This is a genomic window from Pseudomonas alkylphenolica (assembly GCF_000746525.1).
Lineage (GTDB): Bacteria > Pseudomonadota > Gammaproteobacteria > Pseudomonadales > Pseudomonadaceae > Aquipseudomonas > Aquipseudomonas alkylphenolica.
This window is the reverse complement of the sequence record NZ_CP009048.1, coordinates 5,304,307-5,317,225: the sequence shown is the minus strand read 5'-3', so window position 1 is coordinate 5,317,225 and position 12,919 is coordinate 5,304,307. Positions and strand designations below refer to the sequence as shown.

Annotated in this window: 10 protein-coding genes; 7 read left to right on the top strand and 3 right to left on the bottom strand. The window is 61.5% G+C overall.

Features of this window, described 5'->3' with window-relative positions; translation table 11 throughout:
- Nucleotides 1-107 precede the first annotated feature (107 nt).
- The 3 genes from ligB to PSAKL28_RS24350 all read right to left on the bottom strand — a co-directional run bounded on the left by ligB (nucleotide 108) and on the right by PSAKL28_RS24350 (nucleotide 4,140).
- Nucleotides 108-1,793, bottom strand: a complete 1,686-nt coding sequence (ligB, locus tag PSAKL28_RS24360) for an NAD-dependent DNA ligase LigB (protein WP_038615331.1) — start codon at nucleotides 1,791-1,793, stop codon at nucleotides 108-110.
- Between the two features lie 141 nt (nucleotides 1,794-1,934).
- Nucleotides 1,935-3,125, bottom strand: a complete 1,191-nt coding sequence (gene metK, locus PSAKL28_RS24355; protein WP_038615329.1) for a methionine adenosyltransferase — start codon at nucleotides 3,123-3,125, stop codon at nucleotides 1,935-1,937.
- Between the two features lie 19 nt (nucleotides 3,126-3,144).
- Nucleotides 3,145-4,140, bottom strand: coding sequence for an ArsR/SmtB family transcription factor (locus PSAKL28_RS24350; protein ID WP_038615327.1), 996 nt, complete (start codon nucleotides 4,138-4,140; stop codon nucleotides 3,145-3,147).
- 260 nt (nucleotides 4,141-4,400) lie between these two features.
- On the opposite strand from PSAKL28_RS24350, the gene tkt reads away from it, so the two are divergent.
- The 7 genes from tkt (at nucleotide 4,401) to PSAKL28_RS24315 (ending at nucleotide 12,893) form a co-directional block, all read left to right on the top strand.
- The gene (tkt, locus tag PSAKL28_RS24345) at nucleotides 4,401-6,398 is read left to right on the top strand and encodes a transketolase (protein ID WP_038615325.1); all 1,998 of its coding nucleotides are present in this window, start codon (nucleotides 4,401-4,403) and stop codon (nucleotides 6,396-6,398) included.
- A gap of 111 nt (nucleotides 6,399-6,509) precedes the next feature.
- Nucleotides 6,510-7,577, top strand: coding sequence for an erythrose-4-phosphate dehydrogenase (epd, locus tag PSAKL28_RS24340; RefSeq protein WP_038615323.1), 1,068 nt, complete (start codon nucleotides 6,510-6,512; stop codon nucleotides 7,575-7,577).
- A 12-nt stretch (nucleotides 7,578-7,589) separates the two neighbouring features.
- Nucleotides 7,590-8,753, top strand: coding sequence for a phosphoglycerate kinase (locus PSAKL28_RS24335; RefSeq protein ID WP_038615321.1), 1,164 nt, complete (start codon nucleotides 7,590-7,592; stop codon nucleotides 8,751-8,753).
- Complete coding sequence (locus tag PSAKL28_RS24330) at nucleotides 8,753-9,004, top strand: hypothetical protein (RefSeq protein WP_084589141.1); 252 nt, start codon at nucleotides 8,753-8,755, stop codon at nucleotides 9,002-9,004. Before PSAKL28_RS24335 ends, PSAKL28_RS24330 begins: the two co-directional genes overlap by 1 nt.
- Nucleotides 9,005-9,055: 51 nt before the next feature.
- Nucleotides 9,056-9,388, top strand: coding sequence for an MliC family protein (locus PSAKL28_RS24325; protein ID WP_038615317.1), 333 nt, complete (start codon nucleotides 9,056-9,058; stop codon nucleotides 9,386-9,388).
- Between the two features lie 102 nt (nucleotides 9,389-9,490).
- Nucleotides 9,491-10,555, top strand: coding sequence for a class II fructose-bisphosphate aldolase (gene fba / locus PSAKL28_RS24320; RefSeq protein WP_038615315.1), 1,065 nt, complete (start codon nucleotides 9,491-9,493; stop codon nucleotides 10,553-10,555).
- Between the two features lie 217 nt (nucleotides 10,556-10,772).
- Nucleotides 10,773-12,893, top strand: a complete 2,121-nt coding sequence (locus PSAKL28_RS24315) for a putative bifunctional diguanylate cyclase/phosphodiesterase (protein ID WP_038615314.1) — start codon at nucleotides 10,773-10,775, stop codon at nucleotides 12,891-12,893.
- Nucleotides 12,894-12,919 lie beyond the last annotated feature (26 nt).

Here is a 12,919-nt window from a genome sequence, read left to right as displayed (position 1 = left end):
CAGCAAAAAGTTGGGGGAATCCTGCCCTGATTTCCTGAATTAAGGAACCCTTGGTAGGTTTTTCAATTGCATTGGAGGAAAAATCCTACAGCTGCAGATGCTTGATTTTAGGGGGTGTTCTGGAATCCTTCGATGTCTTGAATCAACAGTTGCGCAGCCAGCGCCTGCACGTGCGGATGACTGAAGAAAGCCAGCAGTTGTTCGGCGCGCGTGGTGCCGATAGCGGATTCGCGAGACCACTGCTCGGCAGTCCTGGCCGCCAGTGAAGACCAGCCCGCGCTCAGGTCAGCGTCGCGTGGTGCGGGTATCCCCAAGGCGTACAGCCACTGCTGGAAGGGGCGGGAGCGAGCACTGTCGAAGCCTTGCAACAGCCGTTCGGCACTGGCTGCACTGAAACCGGGTAGCTGGCGCAGTTGGTCGTCGGTTACGGTCAGCCAGTCGGCCAGGCTGTTGACCAGGCCCGCCTGCACCAGGTTGCGCCAGGTCGCAACGCCCACTCGCGGTATATCCAGCCCCTGCTTGCCGCTTAGCCAGGCGAGTCGGGCGATGAACTGTTCTTCGCAACCGGGGCTGGCCTGCCAGCAGCTCAAGGCATGAAACTGCCCGATTGCCGGAGGCTCCACCGGCTGGCGATGAACGCTGCGATGCACCACCTGTTCCAGACGCGGGATGGTCAGCCCGGCCAGGCTGATCGCTACCTGGTCACCCGGGCGGATGTCCAGGGACTGCCAGCGTGGCAATGAGCCCAGGCTGACCTGGGTGATGCGCCGGTCATCGAGCATAACCGGCTTTAACTGCAGCACAGGCGTGACCTTGCCGGTGCGTCCGATCCGGAAACGCACCGCACGGACCTCGGCCAGTGCCTGGGCGAAGGGGTATTTCCAGGCGGCGATCCAATAGGGCGCGTTAGCCCGCCAGCGCTCGGCGGGTGGGCGGCTGTCCTGACGCAGGATTACGCCGTCGGTGGCGAAGGGCAGCGGCGAGCGGTACCAGTGCTGGCGCCAATGGGCCGCTTCGTCATGAGTGGTGATAGCAACGCTGTAGCGCTGGCTGTCGGCGAAACCCAACGCTGCCAGCCTGGTCAGGCGCTCGCTCTGGGTGCTCGGGCCTTCGGGCCAGTCCCAGACGAACAGACCGATTCCGCCACCCAGCTCGGTGTTCAACTGTTTGCGCGACATCAATCCGGCTACAGTGCCGCGAGCATTAAGCCCTCCAGCAGCCGATTGCACATGGTCGTCGAGGCGCCAGTACAGTTCGCCTTGCAAGGTGAGATCGAGTGGCTGGGAAAGTTGCCGGGTTATGCCATCGAGATAAGGAATATGCCGGCTCCAGTCATGCCCGTGAACACCATCTCCGCGGCTGAGCAGTTGCAGCAGCTGGCCCTGGCGAAACACCAGGGTGACAGCGACACCATCCACCTTGGGCTGAATCCAGATGTTCTGCTTGCCGTGTATCCATTGAGCGACTGCCTGATCGTCGGTCAGCTTGGCGACGCCAGTGTGCGCGACGGGATGGCTTATCGGCCCGCGGGCACTGGCGAGCGGATTGTCGGCGGTCTGCAGGTCGAAGCAACCTTGGAGATGTTTCAGGCGCTGCCGGCTCTGGTCGTAGATCTCGTCTGCCACCAGTGAGAGGCCCAGACGATGGTAGTGCTCATCCCACTTGACCAGGGTCTCACGCAACCGATCGGTCTCGCTGCGCGCCTGGTCGATTGGCCAGGCGGGGCATTCCTCGGCGCGGCTTGTGGATAAGTGCAGGGTAAGCAGGAGGTAAACGAGCAGTTTGAGCAACATGGCCAGCATCCTTGCTTGGCGATATGGAACCCCTAGCCTAGGCAATGGTTGCTCAGGGCGGCGTCGTCAGTTGTCAGTCGATATGTCATGAAAAAGCCCCAGCCGATCACTCGGCTGGGGCTTTTGCTTGCAGCCTCGGGCTTACAGACCAGCAGCAGCGCGCAGGGCGTCGACGCGGTCGGTGCGTTCCCAGGTAAAGGTGGTGAAGGTGTCGTCGCCGACAGTCTTCTGCTGCGGGATACGGCCGAAGTGACCGTAGGCGGCAGTTTCCTGGTACATCGGGTGCAGCAGGTCGAGCATGGTGGTGATCGCGTATGGACGCAGGTCGAAGCACTCACGCACCAGCTGGACGATCTTGTCGTCGGAGATCTTGCCGGTGCCGAAGGTGTTCAGCGAGATGGAGGTAGGCTGGGCTACGCCGATAGCGTAGGAAACCTGGATCTCGCAGCGCTCGGCCAGGCCTGCGGCGACGATGTTCTTGGCCACATAGCGACCGGCGTAAGCGGCGGAACGGTCAACCTTGGACGGGTCTTTGCCGGAGAACGCGCCGCCGCCGTGACGGGCCATGCCGCCGTAGCTGTCGACGATGATCTTGCGACCGGTCAGACCACAGTCACCTACCGGGCCGCCGATGATGAACTGGCCGGTCGGGTTGATGTGGAACTGGGTGTCTTTGTGCAGCAGTTCGGCAGGCAGGGTGTGCTTGACGATCAGCTCCATGACCGCTTCCTGCAGGTCTTTCTGCGAGACTTCAGGGTTGTGCTGGGTCGACAGGACCACGGCGTCGATGCCGACCACTTTGCCGCCTTCGTAACGGCAGGTGACCTGCGACTTGGCATCCGGACGCAGCCACGGCAGCAGGCCGGACTTGCGTGCTTCGGCCTGACGCTCGACCAGACGGTGCGAGAAGCAGATCGGTGCTGGCATCAGCACGTCGGTTTCGTTACTGGCATAACCGAACATCAGGCCCTGGTCGCCAGCGCCCTGATCTTCCGGCTTGCTGCGGTCAACGCCCTGGGCGATGTCTACCGATTGCTTGCCGATAATGTTCATCACGGCGCAGGTGGCGCCGTCGAAGCCGACGTCGGAGCTGTTGTAGCCGATGTCGACGATGACGTTACGGACGATCTCTTCCAGGTCGACCCAGGCCGAGGTGGTGACTTCACCTGCGATAATCGCTACACCGGTTTTCACCAGGGTTTCGCAGGCTACGCGTGCGTATTTGTCCTGGGTGATGATGGCGTCCAGCACGGCGTCCGAAATCTGGTCGGCGATTTTGTCCGGATGCCCTTCAGACACGGACTCGGAGGTGAAAAGGGAGTATTCGCTCATCTCGACGGGTTCCTAAAATTTACCGATGTTGAGTGTCGCCAGCCGGCCGCTGAAAATGGCGGACCTGGATCTGGAAACCATTACGTAAGCCCACATACAGGCTGTCCCCGGGAGCCAGTCCCGCAGCGCTGGCCCAACGGGCCAGGTCGTCCTGCTCAAAGCCCAGCCAGATATCGCCACAGGCCTCTCTGGCCCAGCTCTGATCGTGACTGCACAACTCTGTTACCAACAGGCTGCCGCCTGCTTTCACACGGTTGGCCAGCTGCCGCAGGGCTTCGGCCGGGGCGCTGAAATGGTGCAGGACCATGTTCAGCACTACGCAGTCGGCTTCCACATCCGTTGCACTGAGTGCATCGGCCAACTGCAGGTTCACATTAGCCAGGTCTTCGCGCTGACAGACCTGGCGTGCCAGCTCGAGCATGGTCGGGCTGTTGTCCAGTGCGGTGACCCGAACAAACCGTCGGGCCAGTTCGGGAAGAAATTCGCCATCGCCAGGGCCCACTTCAAGCGCGCAGGCGTCAGCGGCAAAGCTGAGTTTGTCGAGCAGCGCCAGGAGGCTTTCGCGGTACTGCGGCAGCCCGGCGATCAGGTCCTGCTGGGCACGGAACTTCTCTTCGACACGCAGGAAGAAGTCCTGGCTGGTGGCGGCCCGGCGTTGCTGGACCTGACCGATGCGCACCTGCACTTCATCCGCCAGGCTCAGGCCATCAACCTCTTCGAGCAGCGCCGCATGCAGCTTGCCACCCAGGCGCAGGCCATCGGGCAGGGCGCGACGATAGAAGATCGCATTGCCTTCGCGGCGGGTTGCCACCAGTCCGGCCTGGGCCAGCACCTTGAGGTGGTGGCTCATGCCCGACTGGCCGATGGCGAAGATCTGCGCCAGTTCCAGCACGCCGAAAGAGTCGCTGGCCAGTGCCCGTAATACGTTCAGACGCAGCGGGTCGCCGCTGGCTTTGCACAGGGCAGCCAGGTCTTCGCTTTGCTCGGGACGGATTGCGGGCACAGGTAGATTCATGGGACGGCAGTCTAGTCAGGCTATGGCAGCGTCGCAAGAGCAATATCAAAAAGTTTTGATATTGCACGATGAGCGGGGCAATTCGTCGCAGGACGACACGACCGATCCTGCTGTTTGCCCGGGTTAACGCCTGATTCTTCGCTCAATCACAGGAAAATCATGCTGCATCGACCATCCGTCATTGCCCCCGGGGGCGTGCCTGGGCGAAAATGGCCGCCTTTTTTCGTTTCGTAATTAATTCAAGCCCCAGGAGATAAGCGATGCCCAGCCGTCGTGAGCGTGCCAACGCCATTCGTGCCCTCAGCATGGATGCCGTGCAAAAGGCCAACAGCGGCCATCCAGGTGCCCCTATGGGCATGGCGGATATCGCCGAGGTTCTTTGGCGCGACTATCTGAAACACAGCCCGAGCAACCCGAACTTCGCTGACCGTGACCGCTTCGTGTTGTCCAACGGTCACGGCTCGATGCTGATCTATTCGCTGCTGCACCTGACCGGCTATGACGTCACCATCGACGACCTCAAGGCCTTCCGTCAGTTGCACAGCCGCACCCCGGGCCACCCGGAGTTCGGTTACACCCCAGGCGTCGAGACCACCACCGGTCCGCTCGGCCAGGGTCTGGCCAACGCTGTTGGTTTCGCCATTGCCGAAAAGGTCATGGGTGCTCAGTTCAACCGCCCGAGCCATAACATCGTCGACCACCATACCTATGTGTTCCTGGGTGACGGTTGCATGATGGAAGGCATTTCCCACGAAGTCGCTTCCCTGGCCGGTACCCTGGGCCTGGGCAAGCTGATCGCCTTCTACGATGACAACGGCATCTCCATCGACGGCGAAGTCGAAGGCTGGTTCACCGACGACACGCCGAAGCGTTTCGAAGCCTACAACTGGCAGGTGATCCGCAATGTCGACGGCCACGACGCCGACGAAATCCGCACCGCCATCGACACTGCACGCAAGAGCGCGCAGCCGACCCTGATCTGCTGCAAGACCATCATCGGTTTCGGTTCGCCGAACAAGCAGGGCAAGGAAGATTGCCACGGTGCTCCGCTGGGCAACGATGAAATCGCCCTGGCGCGCAAAGAACTGAACTGGAACCACGGTCCGTTCGAAATCCCGGCCGACATTTACGCCGAGTGGGACGCCAAGGAAGCCGGTAAAGCCGTTGAAGCCGAGTGGGACAAGCGCTTCGCCGCCTACGCCGCCGCCTTCCCGGAACTGGCCAGCGAACTCAAGCGTCGTCTGAGCGGTGAGCTGCCAGCAGACTTCTCCGAAAAGGCCACTGCCTACATCGCCGAAGTCGCGGCCAAAGGCGAAACCATCGCCAGCCGTAAAGCCAGCCAGAACACCCTGAATGCCTTCGGCCCACTGCTGCCGGAGTTCCTCGGCGGCTCGGCGGACCTGGCCGGTTCCAACCTGACCCTGTGGAAAGGTTGCAAGGGCGTCAGCGCTGAAGATGCCAGCGGCAACTACATGTACTACGGCGTGCGCGAATTCGGTATGACCGCCATCATGAACGGCATTGCCCTGCACGGCGGCCTGGTGCCTTACGGCGCGACCTTCCTGATGTTCATGGAATACGCCCGCAACGCCGTGCGCATGTCGGCGCTGATGAAGCAGCGTGTGATCCACGTCTACACCCACGACTCCATCGGTCTGGGCGAAGACGGCCCGACGCACCAGCCGATCGAGCAACTGACCAGCCTGCGCAGCACGCCGAACCTGGATACCTGGCGCCCAGCCGACGCCGTTGAATCGGCGGTGTCCTGGAAGCATGCGCTGGAGCGTAAGGACGGCCCTTCGGCGCTGATCTTCTCGCGTCAGAACCTGCAGCACCAAACCCGTGATGCTGGCCAGATCGCCGACATCAGCCGTGGTGGTTATGTATTGAAAGACTGCGCAGGCGAGCCTGAGCTGATTCTGATCGCCACCGGTTCCGAAGTCGGCCTGGCCGTTCAGGCGTTCGACAAGCTGACCGAGCAAGGCCGCAAAGTCCGCGTCGTTTCGATGCCGTGCACCAGCGTGTTCGATGCTCAGGACGCTGCCTACAAGCAGTCTGTACTGCCTCTGCAGGTCGGTGCACGTATCGCTATCGAAGCGGCCCATGCCGACTTCTGGTACAAGTACGTCGGCCTCGAAGGCCGTGTGATCGGTATGACCACCTATGGCGAGTCGGCCCCGGCGGCGGCTTTGTTCGAGGAGTTCGGCTTCACCCTGGAGAACATCCTGGGTACTGCTGAAGAGCTGCTGGAAGACTGATCCTGGCTGTGCTGGATTGATCGCGGGGCAAGCCCGCTCCTACAGGTATCTGATGTGGGAGCGGGCTTGCCCCGCGATTTGCAGATAACGCTTCTGTTCCGTGAGCATCCCATGCCCCAACCGCGTCCTTACAAAGTTGCACTCAACGGCTACGGCCGTATCGGTCGTTGCGTCTTGCGCGCACTCTTTGAACGGGGAGCGAAGGCGGGCTTCGAGATCGTCGCACTGAACGACCTGGCCGATCAGGCCAGTATCGAATACCTGACACGCTTCGACTCCACTCACGGGCGTTTTCCCGGTGAGGTGAAGGTCGATGGCGACTGTCTGCATATCAATGGCGACTGCGTAAAAGTCTTGCGCAGTGCCACCCCGGAAGGCATCGACTGGGCGGCGCTCGGCGTCGACCTGGTACTGGAGTGTTCCGGCGCCTACAACACCCGTGCCGACGCCCAGCGTTTCCTCGACGCCGGTGCACCGAGGGTGCTGTTCTCGCAACCGATGGCCAGCGAAGTGGACGTCGATGCAACGATTGTCTACGGCATCAACCAGGATTGCCTGGATGGCAGCGAGCGCCTGGTTTCCAACGCCTCCTGCACCACCAACTGCGGTGTGCCGCTGCTGCGCGTGCTCGACCAGGCCTTTGGCCTTGAGTACGTGTCGATCACCACGATTCACTCGGCGATGAACGATCAGCCGGTCATCGATGCCTATCACCACGAAGACCTGCGCCGTACCCGCTCGGCGTTCCAGTCGGTGATTCCGGTGTCCACCGGGCTGGCCCGCGGTATCGAGCGCCTGCTCCCGGAACTTGCCGGGCGAATTCAGGCCAAAGCCGTACGCGTGCCGACCGTCAACGTGTCGTGCCTGGACATCACCTTGCAGACCGCTCGCGACACCAGCGCGGCCGAGGTCAACCAGGTGTTGCGTGATGCGGCCCTGAGCGGACCGCTCAAGGGCTTGCTGGCCTACACTGAACTGCCGCACGCCAGTTGTGATTTCAACCATGACCCCCATTCGGCAATTGTCGATGCCAGTCAGACCCGCGTTTCCGGCCCCCGGCTGGTCAACCTGCTGGCCTGGTTCGACAACGAATGGGGGTTTGCCAACCGTATGCTCGACGTTGCCGATCATTTTCTGCACGTCGTCAATCAAACCCGCTCCACTTGTAAACAGCCCTGAAGGACTGCATTCATGACCGTGTTGAAGATGACCGACCTCGATCTGCAAGGTAAGCGCGTACTGATCCGCGAAGACCTCAACGTCCCTGTGAAGGACGGTGTGGTTGCCAGCGATGCGCGTATCCTGGCTTCGCTGCCGACCATCAAGCTGGCGCTGGAAAAAGGCGCGGCCGTGATGGTCTGCTCGCACCTGGGCCGCCCGACTGAAGGCGAGTTCTCGGCCGAGAACAGCCTCAAGCCGGTTGCCGACTACCTGAGCAAGGCCCTGGGCCGCGAAGTACCGCTGGTTGCCGAGTACCTCGACGGTGTCGAGATCAAGGCCGGCGACATCGTGCTGTTCGAGAACGTACGCTTCAACAAAGGCGAGAAGAAGAACGCCGACGAGCTGGCGCAGAAGTATGCTGCCCTGTGCGACGTGTTCGTGATGGACGCTTTCGGCACCGCTCACCGGGCCGAAGGCTCGACCCATGGCGTCGCCAAGTTCGCCAAAGTCGCTGCCGCAGGCCCGCTGCTGGCTGCCGAGCTGGACGCCCTGGGCAAGGCCCTGAAAGCCCCGGCCAAGCCAATGGCGGCCATCGTTGCCGGCTCCAAGGTGTCGACCAAGCTCGATGTCCTGAACAGCCTGAGCCAGATCTGCGACCTGCTGATCGTCGGTGGTGGTATTGCCAACACCTTCCTGGCCGCTGCTGGTCACCCCGTCGGCAAATCGCTGTACGAGCCGGACCTGATCGACACCGCCAAGGCCATCGCCGCCAAGGTCAACGTTCCGCTACCGGTGGACGTGGTGGTTGCCAAGGAGTTCGCTGAAAGCGCCGCCGCCACCGTCAAGCTGGTGGCTGATGTTGCCGAAGACGACATGATCCTCGACATCGGCCCGCAAACCGCGGCCAATTTCGCCGAGCTGCTGAAGTCGTCGAAAACCATCCTGTGGAACGGGCCGGTTGGTGTGTTCGAGTTCGACCAGTTCGGTAACGGCACCAAGGTGCTGGCCCAGGCGATCGCCGAAAGCGCTGCATTCTCCATCGCCGGTGGTGGCGATACCTTGGCGGCTATCGACAAATATGGCGTTGCCGAGCAAATCTCCTACATTTCTACCGGTGGCGGTGCATTCCTCGAGTTCGTCGAGGGCAAGGTCCTGCCAGCCGTGGAAGTACTGGAACAACGGGCCAAGGCCTGATCCGCTCAGCGCCTGGCAAAGGGAGCGACCTGATGGTCAAGCGATTGCCTGTGTTTGTCCTGGTCGGGATGCTCGGCGCTTGCTCGAGCACCCCGGGGCCTTCGGCCGATAAGCCCGGTGCGCCGAAAGGCGGCTGCTATCAGTCTGAATGGCAGGCGGAAACCGTCCCGGTGATCAACAAGCGGCTCGGCCCGGATGGCCTGGAAAAGTATGACGACGAACATCAGCGCCGGGCTCAGGGTTGCCCTTGATCGGTTGATGGCAACCTACCGGCCAGTTTGTGGTCTGCTAGAGGATATTGGATGAAAGGTGTCGTGGCCTTGATGGCCCTGGCAGTACTGGGCGGATGCGCAAGCTTCACGTCTTCACCGGCGTCGGCGCCGTCAGACAACTGGACGCGCTGGGTGTGTGACAGCCAGGCCGAAGTGCTCTGGCGCTTTGCCGACAGCAGTCAGCAAAGCCTGGACGTCCGTCTGGGTGGCGGTGATCAGGTTTACCGGCTCAACGCCGAACCGGGCGCCTCGGGCTCGTTGTACAGCGATGGCGTGCTGGCGTTTCACAGCAAAGGTGACGAAGGCCTGGTGTACTGGGTCGCCACCAACGATTTGATAGGGCGGGGCTGCAAGGCGCCGTGACTGGCCGGGCCGCGTGATGGCGGCCCACACTACTTGAATAGCAACCGCCACTGCGGCAGGCTTGCACGATTAAAACGACGCTTGTCGGGAGAGAGATACACAATGGCACTCATTAGCATGCGCCAGATGCTGGACCACGCCGCCGAGTTCGGTTACGGCGTACCAGCTTTCAACGTCAACAACCTCGAGCAGATGCGCGCCATCATGGAAGCCGCCGACAAGACCGACTCCCCGGTGATTGTCCAGGCTTCGGCCGGTGCTCGCAAATACGCTGGCGCGCCGTTCCTGCGCCACCTGATCCTGGCGGCCATCGAAGAATTCCCGCACATCCCGGTGTGCATGCACCAGGACCACGGTACCAGCCCTGACGTCTGCCAGCGTTCGATCCAGCTGGGCTTCAGCTCGGTGATGATGGACGGCTCGCTGGGCGAAGACGGCAAGACCCCGACCGACTACGAGTACAACGTCCGTGTCACCCAGCAGACCGTGGCCATGGCTCACGCCTGTGGCGTTTCCGTAGAAGGTGAGCTCGGCTGCCTGGGCTCGCTGGAAACCGGTATGGCCGGTGAAGAAGACGGTATCGGCGCTGAAGGCGTACTGGACCACAGCCAGATGCTGACTGACCCGGAAGAAGCCGCGGACTTCGTCAAGAAGACCCAGGTCGATGCCCTGGCGATCGCCATCGGCACCAGCCACGGTGCCTACAAGTTCACCAAGCCACCTACCGGTGATGTCCTGGCGATCGACCGTATCAAGGAAATCCACAAGCGCATTCCTAACACCCACCTGGTGATGCACGGTTCTTCCTCGGTTCCGCAAGATTGGCTGGCGATCATCAACCAGTACGGCGGCGACATCAAAGAAACCTACGGCGTGCCGGTTGAAGAAATCGTCGAAGGCATCAAGCACGGCGTGCGCAAGGTCAACATCGACACCGACCTGCGTCTGGCCTCCACCGGTGCCATGCGCCGCCTGATGGCGCAGAACCCGAGCGAGTTCGACCCGCGCAAGTTCTTCGGTGCCACCGTAACGGCCATGCGCGATGTGTGCATCGCCCGTTATGAAGCCTTCGGTACTGCCGGCCATGCTTCCAAGATCAAGCCGATCTCCCTGGAAGGCATGTTCCAGCGTTACCTCAAGGGTGAGCTGTCCGCCAAGGTCAACTAAGACCCGGGCTAGGAAAAACCCGCAGCGATGCGGGTTTTTTTATGCCCCTCGCGCCAAGTACAGGGTGGTATTGGCCTGAGTAGACAGACCGTTAGTCGGCTTACGGAACTTTCCACGGATGATGGCAATCTGATGACTTCAGATTTATGGCAGCCAGGTCTAGAGTTAGTTTCGGGTTTCGACCGAAATTCGATGTCAGTTTCACAAGAGAAGCAGCATGGATTGCGCGCAACCTCACACAAACGATGGCGGCTCGGTTTTGCTGGTCGTCGATGATTACCCTGAAAATCTGATCAGCATGCGTGCCCTGCTGGCCCGTCAGGACTGGCAAGTGCTCACAGCAAGCTCCGGAACGGAAGCCCTGAGCGCGTTGCTTGAGCACGAGGTCGACCTGGTGCTGCTGGATGTGCAGATGCCGGGCATGGATGGCTTCGAAGTCGCCCGCCTGATGCGCGGCAGCCAGCGTACGCGGCTTACCCCGATCATTTTCCTGACCGCCAATGAGCAGTCCCAGGCGGCTGTGCTCAAGGGTTATGCCAGTGGCGCGGTGGACTATCTGTTCAAGCCCTTCGACCCGCAGATCCTCAAGCCCAAGGTCCAGGCCTTGTTGGAGCAACAGCGCAACCGGCGTTCGCTGCAGCGCCTGAGCCATGACCTGGAGGCCGAGCGGGCATTCAACGCATCGGTGCTGGAAAACGCCGCCGAGGGCATCCTGGTGGTGGCCGAAGACGGCCTGATCCGCTTTGCCAACCCGGCCATTTCCAGTTTGCTGGATGCATCGTTCGAACATCTGCAGGGCAAGGGGGTGCTGGATTTCGTGCAGTCACCCGGGTCGGTTGTGTGGCGTGAGTCGGCGTTTTACCAAGCTTATCTGGCGCGGGACACCCTGCGTACTCACGATGCTGTCCTGCGTACGGCCGGGGGACATCCGATCCCGGTGGCCCTGTCGTGTGCGCCGTTACCCAGCGAGCAGCGGGCGTTGGTGATTACGGTGCTGGATATGTCGGTGGTGCGCAATCTGCATCAGCAACTCGAGTACCAGGCAATCACCGATCCGTTGACCGGTCTGCTCAATCGACGTGGTTTCTATCAGGCGGCTGAAAGTGCGTTGCTGCGCAACGAGCGCGCAGACCGGCCCCAGGCCTTGTTGTTCCTGGACCTGGACGGGTTCAAACGCATCAATGACTCACTGGGGCACGAAGCCGGTGACCGGGTGCTCAACTGGGTCGCCGAGCAGCTCAAGGATTGCCTGGGCTCCTGCGCGATTCTTGCGCGCATGGGTGGCGACGAATTCACCGCGCTGCTCGACGCCCTGGATTGCCCCGAACAAGCTGCGCGTTTTGCCGAAAAACTGATTGAGCGCATGTCGATCTACCAGGAAATCGACGGGCTGGAAGTAACGCTTGGGGTCAGCATCGGGATCGCCACTTATCCCGAGTGCGGGTCCAGTCTGGACGGGCTACTGCGGGCCGCGGATGCTGCGATGTATGCAGCCAAGCAGTCGGGCCGCCAGCAATATCGGTATTACGATCAGGACCTGAACGGTCGCGCACGATCACGGCTGATGCTTGAAGACAGTGTGCGCAGCGCAATCGAGCACAAGGAATTCAGCCTCGTCTATCAGCCCCAGGTGGCCTTGGCCGATGGCCGGTTGCGGGGCTTCGAGGCGCTGTTGCGTTGGCGTCATCCCAGTGTTGGGGACGTACCGCCGGGCCTGTTCATCCCGCTGCTGGAGGAGGCCCGGCTGATTACGCGTCTGGCCAGCTGGATCTACCAGAACGGGGCGGCTCAACGCCGGGCCTGGTACGAACGCTACGATGCCGGGGTGGTGCTGAGCATCAGCCTGAGCCAGGTGCAGTTCAGCATGCCCAACCTGGTGGAAGAGCTGGCGCGGGTGATCTTCAGCCAGGAACTTCAGCCTGCCCAGCTGGAAGTGGAAATTGCCGAAACCACTTTGCGCTACAACCTCGACGATGCCATGAAACAGCTGCACCGCTTGCATACACTGGGTGTGCGTATCGCCCTGGACGATTTTGGCGCCGGTGATTGTTCGCTGCGTATGGTGCGTGATCTGCCCATCGACACGCTCAAGCTCGATCGGCATCTGGTCGCGCGGCTACCGGGCTCGACAGCGGATGCCGCGCTGGCCAGCTGTGTGATCGAACTGTGCCGGGCGTATGGCATCAGTGTCATTGCTGAAGGCGTCGAAACGCCTGAACAAGTGCACTGGCTTCGCGCCAATGGCTGTGAGTACGTGCAAGGGTTTTTACTGGCGCACCCGATGACCGCAGCGCACGCCAGCGAGTTTCCACGCTTTTTTGACTGGCATCCGGTGTAGTTGGGTACACTGCGTTTTTACCCGTC